Annotated in this window: 16 protein-coding genes; 9 read left to right on the top strand and 7 right to left on the bottom strand. The window is 70.9% G+C overall.

The genetic code is table 11. The features are described 5' to 3' along the window. Positions 1–12: 12 nt before the first annotated feature. Positions 13–255, bottom strand: a complete 243-nt coding sequence (locus Q8X39_RS06695; protein ID WP_305748881.1) for a DUF2789 domain-containing protein — start codon at positions 253–255, stop codon at positions 13–15. 111 nt (positions 256–366) lie between these two features. Continuing rightward, positions 367–1,083 (bottom strand): TetR/AcrR family transcriptional regulator, encoded by a 717-nt coding sequence (locus Q8X39_RS06690; RefSeq protein WP_305748880.1) that lies wholly within the window; start codon positions 1,081–1,083, stop codon positions 367–369. A 150-nt stretch (positions 1,084–1,233) separates the two neighbouring features. Here Q8X39_RS06690 and Q8X39_RS06685 point away from each other — a divergent pair, with 150 nt between their 5' ends. The 8 genes from Q8X39_RS06685 to Q8X39_RS06650 all read left to right on the top strand — a co-directional run bounded on the left by Q8X39_RS06685 (position 1,234) and on the right by Q8X39_RS06650 (position 9,445). Beyond that, positions 1,234–2,406: an isovaleryl-CoA dehydrogenase gene (locus tag Q8X39_RS06685; protein ID WP_305748879.1), complete on the top strand. Its 1,173-nt coding sequence runs from the start codon at positions 1,234–1,236 to the stop codon at positions 2,404–2,406. Position 2,407: 1 nt separating this feature from the next. Beyond that, entirely contained in the window at positions 2,408–4,030 is a 1,623-nt protein-coding gene (locus tag Q8X39_RS06680) for a carboxyl transferase domain-containing protein (RefSeq protein ID WP_305748878.1), read from the top strand. Positions 4,031–4,073: 43 nt separating this feature from the next. After that, positions 4,074–4,367 (top strand): type II toxin-antitoxin system VapB family antitoxin, encoded by a 294-nt coding sequence (locus Q8X39_RS06675; RefSeq protein WP_305748877.1) that lies wholly within the window; start codon positions 4,074–4,076, stop codon positions 4,365–4,367. 2 nt (positions 4,368–4,369) lie between these two features. After that, positions 4,370–4,777: a type II toxin-antitoxin system VapC family toxin gene (gene vapC, locus Q8X39_RS06670; protein WP_305748876.1), complete on the top strand. Its 408-nt coding sequence runs from the start codon at positions 4,370–4,372 to the stop codon at positions 4,775–4,777. Between the two features lie 67 nt (positions 4,778–4,844). Beyond that, positions 4,845–5,645: an enoyl-CoA hydratase/isomerase family protein gene (locus Q8X39_RS06665; protein WP_305748875.1), complete on the top strand. Its 801-nt coding sequence runs from the start codon at positions 4,845–4,847 to the stop codon at positions 5,643–5,645. Positions 5,646–5,713: 68 nt separating this feature from the next. After that, a complete protein-coding gene (locus Q8X39_RS06660; RefSeq protein ID WP_305748874.1) occupies positions 5,714–7,738 on the top strand; it encodes an acetyl/propionyl/methylcrotonyl-CoA carboxylase subunit alpha in 2,025 nt (674 codons plus the stop codon). A gap of 30 nt (positions 7,739–7,768) precedes the next feature. Then, positions 7,769–8,689, top strand: a complete 921-nt coding sequence (locus Q8X39_RS06655; RefSeq protein WP_305748873.1) for a hydroxymethylglutaryl-CoA lyase — start codon at positions 7,769–7,771, stop codon at positions 8,687–8,689. Positions 8,690–8,755: 66 nt separating this feature from the next. Continuing rightward, positions 8,756–9,445 (top strand): glutathione S-transferase family protein, encoded by a 690-nt coding sequence (locus Q8X39_RS06650; RefSeq protein ID WP_305748872.1) that lies wholly within the window; start codon positions 8,756–8,758, stop codon positions 9,443–9,445. 33 nt (positions 9,446–9,478) lie between these two features. On the opposite strand, the gene Q8X39_RS06645 is transcribed toward Q8X39_RS06650, so the two are convergent. From Q8X39_RS06645 to Q8X39_RS06625, 5 genes are read right to left on the bottom strand one after another with little or no spacing between them, the layout of a single operon-like run. After that, positions 9,479–10,768, bottom strand: coding sequence for an O-acetylhomoserine aminocarboxypropyltransferase/cysteine synthase family protein (locus Q8X39_RS06645; RefSeq protein ID WP_305748871.1), 1,290 nt, complete (start codon positions 10,766–10,768; stop codon positions 9,479–9,481). A gap of 37 nt (positions 10,769–10,805) precedes the next feature. Further along, positions 10,806–11,270 carry a CoA-binding protein gene (locus Q8X39_RS06640; protein WP_305748870.1) on the bottom strand — a complete coding sequence of 155 codons (465 nt, stop codon included), beginning with the start codon at positions 11,268–11,270 and terminating at the stop codon, positions 10,806–10,808. 36 nt (positions 11,271–11,306) lie between these two features. Next, positions 11,307–11,870, bottom strand: a complete 564-nt coding sequence (locus Q8X39_RS06635; protein ID WP_305748869.1) for a DUF1415 domain-containing protein — start codon at positions 11,868–11,870, stop codon at positions 11,307–11,309. Positions 11,871–11,905: 35 nt separating this feature from the next. Then, positions 11,906–12,634: a riboflavin synthase subunit alpha gene (locus tag Q8X39_RS06630; protein ID WP_305748868.1), complete on the bottom strand. Its 729-nt coding sequence runs from the start codon at positions 12,632–12,634 to the stop codon at positions 11,906–11,908. Positions 12,635–12,685: 51 nt separating this feature from the next. Next, complete coding sequence (locus tag Q8X39_RS06625; protein ID WP_305748867.1) at positions 12,686–14,188, bottom strand: PIN domain-containing protein; 1,503 nt, start codon at positions 14,186–14,188, stop codon at positions 12,686–12,688. Between the two features lie 193 nt (positions 14,189–14,381). Here Q8X39_RS06625 and Q8X39_RS06620 point away from each other — a divergent pair, with 193 nt between their 5' ends. After that, on the top strand, positions 14,382–14,843 hold the full coding sequence (locus Q8X39_RS06620; protein ID WP_305748866.1) for a DUF2846 domain-containing protein: 462 nt from the start codon (positions 14,382–14,384) through the stop codon (positions 14,841–14,843). Positions 14,844–14,848 lie beyond the last annotated feature (5 nt).

The following is a 14,848-nucleotide window of genomic DNA, read 5'->3' as shown; positions in this document are numbered from 1 at the left end:
TCGGCCAGCGGCTCAGCTGGCCGGCTGGCGCAGCAGCACGTCCAGCGTGTCCACCAGCTCGGCCCAGTCGGCATCGCGGGCCTGCTCGCCACACAGGAACTCGGCCTGCGACGCGTTCCAGAACGGCGCCTCGCCCAGCGTCACATGACCCGGCAAGGGCGCGTGGCGGGCGATGAAGGCGTCGATCGAGGCGGCGTCTTCGGGCAGGCCCAGCTGCGCGAACAGCTGACCCAGGGTGTGGTGGTGCGCTTCCATGCGGAGGTCCTCCTGTGCGGGTAGTCGCGCATGGTTGCCACCGCCCGGCAAGGGCGGCAAGGACCGGTGGCTTAACCCTGCCCGTGGTCGGGTCTGTGGCGGCCTGTCGACTCAGGCGGCGCGTGCCAGCGCAGCCGCCAGGTCGGCCCTCAACTGGCGCAGTGCGGCCAGCTCGGCTTCCGGGGCGGCCAGCGCCGACCACAGCAGGTCGACCAGCTGCGCGGCGGCCCGGTCGATGTCGGGCGTGCGGCCCTGGGCGATGACCTCCCACAGCAGGTGCTCCATCGGACCGAGCACCAGCGCGCGCAGCGTGCGCAACGGCATGTCGGCGCGGACCTCGCCGCTGACCTGGCCGCGCGCCAGCAGGTCCATCAGCGGCGCGGTGTAGCGGCGCTGCAGCGGCAGGAAGCTGTCGGCCAGCTCCTGGCCCGGTCCGCCCTTCGAGCGGCCTTCGGACAGCACCAGCGCGCACAGCCCCGTGCCCTGCACCAGAAACAGGTGCAGGTGGGTGCGGATCAGGAAATGCAGCTGCACGCGGATCGGCTCGTCGCGCGGCAGGCCGGTTTCCATCGCCGCGATGATCTCGTCGTACCAGTCGCTGATGACGCGCACGCACAGCTCGCGCTTGCCGCGGAAGTAGGTGAAGACGGTGGCCTCGCTGATGCCCAGGCGCTGCGCGATCTCGGTGGTCGTGGCGCGCTCGTAGCCCTTCTCGGCGAAGACCTCGCGGCCCACGCGGAGGATGTCGCGGATGCGCTGCTCGCTCTTGGCGCTGGCCGGCGCACGACGGGTCGCACGCTGGGCGGTGGTGGGGCTGTCGTCCGGCATGAATTGAGTATCACTCAAAAATGCTTGTGCGGCATCCGTCCTGCTGCTAGATTGGCGACCGCTGCAGGCTCTTGGGTTGCGGCATCAGGGTTTGTATTGAGTCATGCTCAAGTTTGGCGATCACCGCCGCTGGCGCACAGGAGACACCGCATGTTCGAGTCCACGTTCCAGTTCAACCATGGCGAGGACATCGCCGCGCTGCGCGAGGCCGTGCGCGACTTCGCCCAGCACGAGCTGGCCCCGCGTGCCGCGCAGATCGACCGCGACAACCTGTTCCCGGCCGACATGTGGAAGAAGCTCGGCGACCTCGGCGTGCACGGCCTGACCGTGCCCGAGTCGCACGGCGGCACCGGCATGGGCTACCTGGCCCACATGGTTGCGATGGAGGAGATCAGCCGCGCCAGCGCCTCGGTCGGCCTGAGCTACGGCGCGCACAGCAACCTGTGCATCAACCAGATCAACCGCAACGGCACCGAGGACCAGAAGCGCCGCTACCTGCCAGGCCTGATCGCCGGCACCCAGGTCGGCGCGCTCGCCATGAGCGAGCCCGGCGCCGGCTCCGACGTCGTCAGCATGAAGCTGCGGGCCGAGCGCCGCGGCGACCGCTATGTGCTCAACGGCAGCAAGATGTGGATCACCAACGGCGGCGACGCCGACACGCTGGTGGTCTATGCCAAGACCGACCCGGAGATGGGCGCGCGCGGCATGACCGCCTTCCTGATCGAGAAGTCCTTTGCGGGCTTCAGCCGCGGCGAGCACCTCGACAAGCTCGGCATGCGCGGCTCCAACACCTACCCGCTGTTCTTCGACAACTGCGAGGTGCCGGTCGACAACGTGCTGGGCGGGGAGGGCAACGGCGCCAAGGTGCTGATGAGCGGCCTGGACTACGAGCGCGTCGTGCTCAGCGGCGGCCCGCTGGGCATCATGGCCGCCTGCCTCGACGTGGTCGTGCCCTTCGTGCATGAGCGCAAGCAGTTCGGCCAGAGCATCGGCGAGTTCCAGCTGATGCAGGGCAAGCTGGCCGACCTGTACAGCACCTACCAGGCCTGCCGCGCCTATGCCTACGCTGTGGCGCAGGCCTGCGACCGTGGCGACCATGCCCGCACGCTGCGCAAGGACGCCGCCGGCGTCATCCTCTACACCGCCGAGAAGGCGACCTGGATGGCCGGCGAGGCGATCCAGGCGCTCGGTGGCGTGGGCTACACCAACGAATACCCCACCGGCCGGCTCTGGCGCGATGCCAAGCTCTACGAGATCGGCGCGGGCACCAGCGAGATCCGCCGCATGCTGATCGGCCGCGAGCTGTTTGCCGAGACCTGCTGAGATGGCCACCCTCTTCAGCAAGCTCAACCCCCGCTCGGCCGAAGCGCAGGCCAATGCCGCCGCGATGCGTGCGCTGGTCGATGACCTGAACCGGCAGCTCGCGCGCATCGCGCTGGGCGGCGGCGAGGCCGCGCGGGCCAAGCACCTGGCCCGCGGCAAGCTGCTGCCGCGCGACCGCGTCGAGGGCCTGCTCGACCCGGACACGCCCTTCCTGGAGATCGCCCCGCTGGCCGCGATGGGCGTCTACGCCGAGAAGGACGGCTCGGACGCCGCGCCGGCGGCGGGCGTCATCGCCGGCATCGGCCGCGTCAGTGGCGTCGAATGCGTGATCGTCTGCAACGACGCCACCGTCAAGGGCGGCACCTACTACCCGCTGACGGTCAAGAAGCACCTGCGGGCGCAGGAGATCGCGCAGCAGAACCGCCTGCCCTGCATCTACCTGGTCGACTCCGGCGGGGCCAACCTGCCCAACCAGGACGATGTCTTCCCGGACCGCGACCACTTCGGCCGCATCTTCTACAACCAGGCCAACCTGAGCGCCCAGGGCGTGCCGCAGGTGGCCGTGGTGATGGGTTCCTGCACGGCAGGCGGTGCCTACGTGCCGGCGATGAGCGACGAGACCATCATCGTCAAGAACCAGGGCACGATCTTCCTGGGCGGTCCGCCGCTGGTGAAGGCCGCCACCGGCGAGGTCGTCAGCGCCGAGGACCTGGGCGGCGGCGACGTCCACACCCGCCTGTCCGGCGTGGCCGACCACCTGGCCGACAACGACCTGCACGCACTGGCGCTGGCCCGCCAGATCGTCGCCAACCTGAACTGGCGCAAGGACATCGCGCTGCGCACCGTGCCGCCGCGGGCGCCGAAACACGATCCGGCCGAGCTGCTGGCGGTCATCCCGACCGACACCCGCAAGCCCTTCGACGTGCGCGAGATCATCGCCCGCATCGTCGATGCGAGCGAGTTCGACGAGTTCAAGGCCCGCTACGGCAGCACCCTGGTCTGCGGCTTCGCCCACATCGAGGGCATGCCGGTGGGCATCGTCGCCAACAACGGCATCCTGTTCACCGAGAGCGCCAACAAGGGCGCCCACTTCATCGAACTGTGCTGCCAGCGCAAGGTGCCGCTGGTCTTCCTGCAGAACATCACCGGCTTCATGGTCGGCCAGAAGGTCGAGAACGAGGGCATCGCCCGAGCCGGCGCCAAGATGGTGACGGCGGTGGCCTGCGCGAACGTGCCCAAGTTCACCGTGATCATCGGCGGCAGCTTCGGGGCCGGGAACTACGGCATGTGCGGCCGGGCCTACAGCCCGCGCTTCCTGTGGATGTGGCCGAACGCGCGCATCAGCGTGATGGGCGGCGAGCAGGCCGCCAGCGTGCTGGCCACCGTCAAGCGCGACGGCATCGAGGCCAAGGGCGGCAGCTGGTCGGCGGCGGAGGAAGAGGCCTTCAAGTCCCCGATCCGCCAGCAGTACGAGGTCCAGGGCCATCCCTACTACGCCAGCGCCCGCCTGTGGGACGACGGCGTGATCGACCCGGCCGATACCCGCCGCGTGCTGGCGCTGGGCCTGTCGGCCAGCCTGAACGCGCCGATCCCGGAGGCGAGGTTCGGCGTGTTCCGGATGTGATGTGTATGATTTCATTTTTTCATACACAAAGAGGGCAACAGCCATGCGGACCAACATCGTGATCGACGACCAGCTCATGGCCGACGTGATGGCCAGCGGCGACTACAAGACCAAGAAGGAAGCCGTCGAGGAGGGCCTGCGCCTGCTCAAGCGCAAGAAGGCGTATGCGGCCTTGCTGGCGGCCCGTGGCACCCTCTTCTGGGACGATTCCGACGAGGCCTGGGCACGTGCGCAGGCGGAGCAGCCTCTCGCGCCCGAGGCCGTGCAGGAAGTGGCTGCGCCGTACACGGTGACGCCGCCCGCCAGGAGCACCCCGCGGCGTGCCCGGAGTCGGTGAACATGATCCTGGTCGACGCCAGCGTCCTGATCGATCACTTCCGGGGCACTGCCAACCGGCAGTCCGACCAGTTTGGGCGCTGGCTCGCCGGCCTGGACGGTGCACCGGACCTCGGCGTGGCGGACCTGGTGGTGTTCGAGGTGGTGCGCGGCTTCCCCACCGTCCAGGCACAGATCCGGGCCCGTGACCTGTTGTTGGCCCTGGAAGTCGTGGACATCGGCGGACTGGACAACGCGCTGCACGCGGCTGCGCTGTACCAGCGCTTGCGCAGGTCGGGCCGCACCGTGCGCAGCCCCGTCGACGTGCTGCTGGCGAGCTACTGCATCACCCAGGGCCATACGTTGCTGCACCGTGACGCGGATTTCGATGCCCTCAAGACATTGGGCGGACTCGACACATGGCCGCACTGAACCCGCTAGGCCAGCCTGCGCCTGGGGCCGGTTTCGTCCATTCGTGGCACCAGGAGGACACCTGTCCATGACCACCACCCTCGACATCCGCCGCCCCCGCCCCCACGTCGCCGAGGTCTGGCTCAACCGCCCGGAGGTCCGCAACGCCTTCAACGACGCGGTGATCGCCGAACTGGACGCCGCCTTCGCCGGCTTCGCCGCCGAGGTCGAGCAGGGCGGTGACCTGCGCGCCGTCGTCCTGGCCGGCCACGGCAAGGCCTTCTGCGCCGGTGCCGACCTGAACTGGATGCGGGCCATGGCCGACTACAGCTGGGACCAGAACCGTGCCGACGCGCAGGCCCTGGCCGACATGCTGTGGACGATCCACCGCTGCCCCGTGCCGGTGGTCGGCTGCATCCACGGCGACTGCTATGCCGGCGGCGTCGGCCTGGCCGCCGTCTGCGACATCGCGGTGGCGGCCGAGACGGTCGGCTTCTGCCTGAGCGAGGCGAAGCTCGGCCTGCTGCCCGCCACCATCGGCCCCTACGTCGTGCAGGCCATCGGCGTGAGGTCGGCGCAGCGCTACTTCACGACCGCCGAACGCTTCGACGCCGCCGAGGCCCGCCGCATCGGCCTGGTCCACGAGACCTGCGCGGCCGATGCGCTCGATGCCCGCGTGCAGGCCCTGCTCGACGCGCTGGTGGCCAACGGCCCGGCGGCGGTGCGCGCCTGCAAGCGGCTGGTGCAGGACCTCGCCGGCCAGCCCCTCACCGCGGAGCTGCGCGCCGACACCGCCCGCCGCATCGCCGACATCCGCGGCAGCGCCGAGGGCAAGGAGGGCGTCTCGGCCTTCCTCGGCAAGCGCAGCCCCGGCTGGCTCAGCGCCTGAGCCACCCCCCGAGCCAGCCCCTGAGCCAGCCCCGAACGACCCCGATCGCACCGCATCCTGGAGACACCATGTTCAAGAAGATCCTGATCGCCAACCGGGGCGAGATCGCCTGCCGTGTCGCGACCACCGCGCGCCGCCTGGGCGTGCAGACCGTCGCGGTGTACTCCGACGCCGATGCGCAGGCCGCCCACGTCCGGGCCTGCGACGAGGCGGTCCACATCGGCGGCGCGGCCGCGCGCGACAGCTACCTGCAGTGGCAGCGCATCCTCGATGCCGCGAAGGCGACCGGCGCCCAGGCCATCCACCCCGGCTACGGCTTCCTGAGCGAGAACGAGGACTTCGCGCGGGCCTGCGCCGCCGCCGGCCTCGTGTTCATCGGCCCGCCGGCCGAGGCCATCGCCGCGATGGGCAGCAAGTCGGCCGCCAAGTCGCTGATGGAACGTGCCGGCGTGCCGCTGGTGCCCGGCTACCACGGCCGCGACAACGATCCCGCGCTGCTGCAGCGCGAGGCCGATCGCATCGGCTACCCAGTGCTGATCAAGGCCAGCGCCGGCGGTGGCGGCCGGGGCATGCGACGGGTCGACCGGGCCGAGGACTTCGCCGCCGCGCTGGCCTCCTGCCAGCGCGAGGCCCAGGCCAGCTTCGGCGACGACCACGTGCTGGTCGAGCGCTACGTGACCCGGCCGCGCCACATCGAGATCCAGGTCTTCGCCGACGGCCACGGGCAGTGCGTCTACCTGTTCGAGCGGGACTGCTCGGTCCAGCGCCGCCACCAGAAGGTGCTCGAAGAAGCGCCCGCGCCCGGCATGAGCGCCGCACGCCGTGCCGAGATGGGCGCGGCGGCGGTGGCGGCGGCGCAGGCGGTGGGCTATGTGGGCGCGGGCACGGTCGAGTTCATCGCCGAGCCGACGGCAGACGGTGACCTGCGGTTTTTTTTCATGGAGATGAACACGCGGCTGCAGGTCGAGCATCCGGTGACCGAGGCCATCACCGGCCACGACCTGGTCGAGTGGCAGCTGCGCGTGGCCGGTGGCGAGCGCCTGCCCGCGACGCAGGACGCGCTGCGCATCCGCGGCCATGCGATCGAGGCCCGCCTCTGCGCCGAGAACCCCGACGCCGGCTTCCTGCCCGCCACCGGCTCGCTGGACGTGCTGCGCTGGCCCGCCCACGTCGCCTTCATGCGCAACGCCAGTGGCTCGGGCGATGAGCCTGCGGCCGCCTTGCGCGTCGATGCCGGCGTGCGCGAGGGCGACGCGATCAGCCCGCACTACGACTCGATGGTCGCCAAGCTCCTCGTCTGGGGCGAGGACCGCGCCCAGGCGCTGGCCAGGCTGGATGCCGCGCTCGCGCAGACCCGCATCGTCGGCCTGCAGACCAACGTCGCCTTCCTGCGCCGCGTCGTCGCCAGCCGGTCCTTCGCCGAGGCCGACCTCGACACCGCGTTGATCGAGCGCGAGCGCGCCGTGCTGTTCGACCAGCAAGGCATGCCGCTCGAATGGGCCGCCGCCGGCGTCATCGCCCAGTCGCTGCAGGCCGAGGTAGCGCTCGAAGGCACGGACCCCTGGTCGCGCCGCGACGGCTGGCGCCTCCACGGCGGCGCGCGGCGGCGCTTCGACCTCAAGCAGGGCGAGGTCCACCACATCGTCACGCTTGAACGCCACCACGACGGCCGGCTGCAGCTGGCGCTGGGTGGGTCGTCCTGGCCGTTGGTCGTGCAGGCGCTCGGCGAGTCCCGCCACGACATCACGCTGGGCAGCGAACGACGCACGCTGCACGTTCACGCGGTCGGCGAGACCGTGGCCGTGTTCGGCGCGCAGGGTTCGGTCGAGCTGCAGGACTTCGACCCGATCGCCCATGCCGGCGACGGCGCCGATGGCGGTGGACGCCTGACCGCGCCCATGCCCGGCAAGGTCGTCGCGCTGCTGGCCCGGGCCGGCGACCGGGTCGAGCGCGGCCAGCCGCTGGCGGTCATGGAGGCGATGAAGATGGAACACACCATCGCCGCGCCGCGCGACGGCGTCGTCGCCGAGCTGCTGTACGCGGTCGGCGACCAGGTGGGCGAGGGCGCCGAGCTGCTGCGCCTGGAAGACTGAGCGACGCTGAACCCGACACGGAGCCCTGCCATGAAGCCATCGATGAACCTGCCCGCCCTCGTCACGATCGTCGAGGTCGGCCCGCGCGACGGCCTGCAGAACGAGAAGCAGGCCGTTGCCGCCGCCGACAAGATCGCCCTGGTCCATGCGCTGCAGGCCGCCGGCCTGCGCGAGATCGAGGTCACCAGCTACGTCAGCCCGAAGTGGGTGCCGCAGATGGCCGACAACACCGAGGTCATGGCCGGGATCACCCGCCAGCCGGGCGTGCGCTATTCGGTGCTGACGCCCAACCTGAAGGGCTGGGAAGCGGCTCGGCAGGACCGGCCCGACGAGATCGTCGTCTTCGGCGCGGCCAGCGAGGCCTTCAGCCAGCGCAACATCAACTGCTCGATCGCCGAATCCATCGAGCGCTTCGCGCCGGTGGTCGCGTCCGCCCGGGCGGCCGGCGTCAAGGTCCGTGGCGCGATCTCCTGCGCCGTCGGCTGTCCCTACGAGGGCGAGATCGCGCCGGGGCGGGTCGAGCTGGTGGCGCGCCTGATGCGCCAGATCGGTGTCGAACACGTCGGCGTGGCCGACACCATCGGCGTGGGCACGCCCGGCCGGGTCCGCGCCGCGCTGGAAGCGGCCCTGCGCCATTACCCGATTGAGCAGGTCAGCGGCCATTTCCACGACACCTACGGCATGGCGCTGGCCAACGTCTACGCCAGCCTGGAGGTCGGCATCGCGACCTTCGACACCAGCGTCAGCGGCCTGGGCGGCTGTCCCTATGCCAAGGGCGCGACCGGCAACGTCGCCACCGAGGACGTGGTCTGGCTGCTGCACGGCCTGGGCATCGAGACCGGCATCGACCTGGACCGCCTGATCGATGCCGGCCAGGCCATCCGCGCCGCGCTGGGCCAGCCCAACGGCTCGCGCGTGGCGCGCGCGCTGCTCGCCAAGCGCGCCGCATGAACAGGTCGCATGAACAGGCCGCATGAACGGGTCGCCACGCAAACCGAACACCCACAGGCTCATTCGATGATCCACCTGCACCACTGTGTCGCCGCCCGGTCCTTCCGGGCCTTCTGGATGCTGGAGGAGCTGGGCCTGTCGTACCAGCTGACCGTCTGGCCCTTCCCGCCGCGCGTGCAGGCGGCCGGCTACCTGGAGGTCCATCCGCAGGGGACGGTGCCGCTGCTGATCGACGGCGAGACCCGCCTGGCCGAATCGGCCGCGATCTGCGAATACCTGGTCGCCCGTCACGGCGGCAACACGCCGCTGGCGGTGCGGCCCGACGAGCCGGCCTTCGGCGCCTGGCTGCAATGGCTGCATTTCGGCGAGGCCACGCTGACCTTTCCGCAGACGCTGCTGCTGCGCTACGCCTGCTTCGAGCCGCCCGAGCGCCGCCAGCCGCAGGTCGTGGCCGACTACACCCAGTGGTTCTTCTCGCGCTTGCGCACGCTCGACGCCGCGCTGCAGCAACCCGGCGCCGGCACCGACCACGTCTGCGCCGGCCGTTTCACCGCCGCCGACGCCTCGCTCGGCTACGCCCTGCTGCTGGCCGACGAGCTGGGCCTGTCGGCCCGCTTCAAGCCGGCGGTCGCGGCCTACTGGCAGGCCCTGCAACAGCGCCCGGCCTTCCAGCGCGCCCGGCAGGCCGAACGAGATGCGGCGATCGCGCAGGGCGTGTCGCCGGCGTCGGCGGTGCCGAGGTTGCCGGGCGCCTAGCGGCGGCTTGCGTCAGGACTCACAACCCGGACCTCAGCTGTCCCCGACCGCCTTCCCCAAGGCCTGATCCACATCCCACAGGATGTCGTCGATGTGCTCGATCCCCACCGAGATGCGGACCATGTCCGGCAGCACGCCGGCGGCGCGTTGCTGGGATTCGTCGAGCTGGCGGTGGGTCGTGCTGGCCGGGTGGCTGATGAGGGTGCGGGTGTCGCCGATGTTGACCAGGTGGCTCATGAACTGGGCCCCCTCGATGAAGCGCACGCCGGCTGCCGCGCCGCCCTTGACGCCGAAGGCGAGCAGGCCGGAGGCGCCGCGCATCTGGCGGCGCATCAGCGCGTGTTGCGGGTGGTCTTCCAGGCCGGGGTAGTTGACCCAGGCCACGCGCGGGTCGTCGCGCAGGTGGCGGGCCAGCGCGAGGGCGTTGGCGGTGTGGCGTTCCATGCGCAGGTGCAGGGTCTCGATGCCCTGCAGCAGCTGCCAGGCGCTGGTCGGTGCCAGCGCGGCGCCCTGCACGCGCAGGGTCTCCATGCGGCAGCGCATCGAGAAGCCGAAGTCGCCAAACGTTTCGTAGAACTTGACGCCGTGGTAGCCCGGTGACGGTTCGGTCATGCCGGGGAACTTGCCGTTGTCCCAGGGGAAACGGCCGGCCTCGACGATCACGCCGCCCAGCGTGGTGCCGTGGCCGCCGAGGTACTTGGTCACGCTGTGGATGACGATGTCCGCGCCCAGGTCCAGCGGGTTGCACAGCGCCGGCGAGGGCACGGTGTTGTCGATGATCAGCGGCACGCCGTGCGCATGCGCCACCTCGGCCACGGCGGCGATGTCCAGCACGACCAGGCTGGGGTTGCCCAGGCTCTCGGCATAGACCGCACGCGTGTTCGGCCGCATCGCGGCGGCGAAGGCCTGCGGGTCGGTGGCGTCAACGAAGGTGGTCTCGATGCCGAACTTCTTCAGGTTGACCGCCAGCATGGTGACGGTGCCGCCGTACAGCGCGCCGGCCGCGACGACATGGTCGCCGGCCTGCAGCAGGGTCATCAGCGCGGTCGCCTCGGCCGCCATGCCCGAGGACACGGCCAGCGCGGCGCGGCCGTTCTCGAGCGCGGCGACGCGCTCCTCCAGCGCCGCGACCGTCGGGTTCGACAGCCGCGAGTAGACGTTGCCGAAGGTCTGCAGGTTGAACAGGCTGGCCGCATGCTCGGCGCTGTCGAACACGAAGCTGGTGGTCTGGTAGATCGGCAGCGCGCGTGCGCCGGTGGCCGCGTCGGGGATCTGGCCGGCATGGATCGCCAGGGTCTCGGGCTGGTAGGCGTGGTCGGCCATGGCGGGTCCGGTGTTCGTGGGGGGCGGCTCTGGCCGCTCAGATCGGCCGCTGCGCCGAGATCACGCCGGTGTTGACGCCGGCCCAGTTCAGGCCGCCGTACAGGCGTGCATGCTCGATCTTCACGCAGCGGTCCATCACGCTGATCAGCCCGGCGGCGCGGGCTGCGGCGTCGGCCTCGCGGTTGATCACGCCGAGTTGCTGCCACAGGCAGCTGGCGCCGATGGCGACGGCGCTGTGTGCGATCGGCAGCACGTCGGCCGGCTTGCGGAAGACGTCCACCATGTCGACGGGAAACGGGATGTCCTCCAGCCGCGCGTAGCTGGTCTCGCCGAGGATCTCCGGGTAGCGCGGGTTGACCGGCACGATGCGGTAGCCCTTGGCCTGCAAGTACTTGGCCGCGAAAAAGCTCGGCCGGTGCCACTCCGCCGACAGGCCGACCACCGCGATCGTGCGGCAGGTCCTGAGGATGCGGCGCAGCGTGGCGATGTCGTCGTCGGGCATGGTGCGGGGTCTCCAGCAGCGAGGACGGGCGTCGGCTCAGCTTGGGTCGGTCAGCAGCCGGCGCCAGCCTGCGGCGCCGAGCTGGCGCAGCGTCTCGATGTTGCGGTCGTAGATGTCGGCCGCGTCGGGGAATGCCTCGACCGCCGCCTCGATGCTGGCCTCGCGCAGCAGGTGCAGCGTCGGCCAGGGCGAGCGGTTGCTGGCGTTGTCGACGTCGTCGGGCTCGGTGCCGTCGAACTGGTAGTCGGGGTGGAAGCTCGCGACCTGCAGCTCGCCCTCGTAGCCCAGCTCCTCGACGGTGGCGTCGGCCACTTCGAGGAAGTCGTTGTAGTCGAGGAAGTCGGTCAGCACCTGCGGGTGGATCAGCAGCGTGGTCTCGATCTGTTCCGGGTCGGTCTCGGCCAGCCGGTGCAGTTCGATGGCGAGTTCGGCCTGCAGCGCCTCGGGCGTGGTGGCCTGGCTGACGACCCAGCGGATCTGGTCCTTGACATGCACGGCCTTGGCGAAGGGGCAGAGGTTCAGGCCGATGACGGCGCGTTCGAGCCAGCGGCGGGTGGCGGCCAGGACCTCGCCATCGGTCGGCACGGGCAGGGCGGGCATGGCGGGCAGGGCAGCTTGGGGCGTGTTCATCGTGTTCAACGCAGTTGCAGCGTGGCGGTGGCGGCGGCCACGTCGATGCCGCGGGCCTGCAGGCGTGCGGCGATGTCGGGCTCGGACAGCAGCGCGGCCAGCGCCGGCAGCAGCGGGCCGAGGCGCTCGTCGATCGTGTCGCGCACGGTGTCGACCATGACCTGGGTGCCGCGCTCGATCTCGAGGTTGAGCGCGTCGCCCGGCCGCTTGTCGCCGAAGGTGGTCTGGCGCAGCGTCTCGGGGATCAGCCAGACCTCGAACCAGCCGGCCGCGCGGTCGGCCTCGGCCACCGTCAGGCTCGCGCCGTTGACGGCGATGTAGCCCTTGGGGAAGACATAGCGCATCCAGGCCGGCGGCACCGAGATGCGCAGCACGTGGTTGTTCTCGGGCTTGCGGACCGACGCGACGCGGGCCTGGCAGTCGATGTGGCCGGAGATCGGATGGCCGCCGATCTCGACGCCATCGCGCGCGGCGCGTTCGACGTTGATGCGGCTGCCGACCTGCAGCGTGCCCAGCGTGGTGAGGTTCAGGCTTTGCTGCATCACGTCGAAGTCGGCCCGCTGCGGGCCCAGGTGGCGCGTGACGGTCAGGCAGCAGCCGTCGCAGGCGACGCTGGCGCCGATCTCCTGGCCGTCGAGGAAGCCGGGCGGGAACTCGAGCGTGAAGCTGCGCAGGCCGGGCCGGTCGTCGATGGCGACGACGGTGGCGATGGATTGGACGATGCCGGTGAACATGGGCGGTCGGTGCGTGGGGTCGTGGTCCTGGTGTCTTGGGTCGGCGGGCGTTCAGGGCAGCTGGTAGGCGACCTTGCCGTGGTCCAGCTCGCTGATCCAGCCCTGCGCGAGCATGTTCTCCAGCAGCGCCTCGACGCCGGCCTCGCTCAGGTCGGCGCGCAGGTGCGAGCGCAGGTGGGCGCGCAGCGAGGCGACCTTGACCGGCCGCTTGCCGTCGCCCAGGCGCTTGAGGCTGTCGAGCGCCTTTCGGGTGTCCGACGGCATCGGCTCGTCGCGCAGCTGGCGGCCGGACGGGGCCGGCGCGGGGGCGGGCACCGGAGCCGGAGCGGGTGCCGGCTCAGCCGCCAACTCGGCCACCGCTGCCGGCTTGCGGCCGGCCGACTTGCGCGCGGCCTTCTTGGCCGGTGCCGCTTCCTGTGCTGCTTCCGGAGCGGGTGCGGGTGCGGGTGCGGGTGCGGGTACGACAGGCTCGGCCGCGGCGCTCACCGCGTCGGCCTTCGCCGTCTTCTTCGCGGCGGCGTTGCGAGCGGTCTTCTTGGCGGCCTTCTTGGCAGGGGCGGGGGCAGGTGTGGCCTCGACCTCTTGGACCGGCACGACCGGTGCCGCGTCTTCGGCCTTCGCAGCGGCCTTCCTGGCCGGCGCCTTCTTCGCCGCAGCCTTCTTGGCGGGCGCTTTCTTGGCGGCGGCCTTCTTCGCTGCGGGAGCGGGTGCCGGTTCCGGCGCGGCGACGTCGACGGGCGCGGCAGCCGGCGCGTCCTCGTCATCCGAGGCGACGATGTCGGCCATCAGCTGCTCGACCGCATCGCGCACGTCGTCGTCGACCTGGGGCGGCGGGGCCATCGGTGTCGGCGAGGCAGCAGGCGCCAGCGCGTTCGTGACCACCGGCACGGTGACCGCTGCGGTGGTCTGGACGTTGGGCTGCGGAGCCGAACGAGGCGCATCGCGGCGCGAGCCGTCGCGGCCGCCACCGCGACGCTGGCCTGTTGCCGCAGGGGCCTGGGCGGACGCGGTGCCGCGACTGGAACCGGACTTGCCGCCACCACTGCCGCCGCCGCCACCGCCACCGCCACCGCCACCGCCACCGCCACTGCGGCTGCGTGACGTGCGCGGCGCGCGGGGCTGGCGGCCGGTGCTGGCCGGCGCGCTCGACTCGGGCTTGACCACCGGCGTGCCGTCGTCGTTCATGTCCTCGTCGCGCAGCGAAGGCACCAGCGTGACCTTGATGCCCAGCTTGCCGCCGTGCTCGATCAGCTGAGAGAAGCCCTTGCGGTCACGCGAGACGATGACGTACTGGGCCTGCGGATGCTGGATCGACAGCCGGCCGAAGTGGAAGGACAGGTGGAAGTCCAGCGCGTCCTTGCCGGCCTTCTCGCACTGGATGAACTCGACCGCCGCGCCGACCGGCATCAGCGTCGTCGCCAGCTTGATCGGCATCGAGTTCTGGCCCGGTCCGTGGAAGACCTTCAGCAGGTGCTTGCCGACTTCCAGGTCGGCCAGGTCCTCGGCGGCGGGCTGCACGTTCTCGTAGTCGACGAGGATGATGAGTTCGATCACGGCGGATGCTTTCGGGCGATGCGTCACCGGGACGGTGCGCGAAGCCGCAATGATCGGTGATTCGGTGACGCGGCGGTGTCATGCGCTGCGGCGCGGCCGCCACGTCGGGGTTCTTCCCGTGGCCCTGGATCAAGCCGGGCGCAGGCGTCTGCCGCTAACCTTTGCGGCCTCACGACTCCTGGAGAACCACACCATGCGCAAGACCCTGCTGACCTTCGCTGCCGCCACCTTGCTGAGCGGCTGCGCCTCGATCCAGACCGGCGACAAGGGCGTCGAGCAGACGCTCAAGAGCTTCCAGCCGGTGGCCGGCAAGACCAGCCTCTACGTCTGCCGCGAGGACGCGATGCTGGTCGCCGCCGGCGTCAAGACCACCGTGCTGGTCGACGGCCGCGACATCGGCACCGTCAAGCCCAACACCTTCGTGCATGCGGTGATCGAGCCCGGCGCGCACAAGGTCCAGATGCGCAACGACGGCATCGCCGGCGTCTACAACCCGGCCATCGACATCGAGACCCAGGCCGGTGCGCTGGCCTACCTCTGGATGGGCGTCAACGGAGGCGGTTTCGGCACCTACACGATCGACTACTTCCGCTCCGACGCGCAGGCCCAGGCCTGCGTGAAGGGCGCGACCTACGTCGTGCCGGCCGCACGCTGAACGCC

The sequence above is a fragment of the Leptothrix discophora genome, assembly GCF_030705305.1.
GTDB classification, from domain to species: Bacteria; Pseudomonadota; Gammaproteobacteria; order Burkholderiales; family Burkholderiaceae_C; genus Sphaerotilus; species Sphaerotilus discophorus.
Note: the sequence above shows the minus strand (reverse complement) of the source record. Positions and strands in the feature narration are given on the sequence as shown.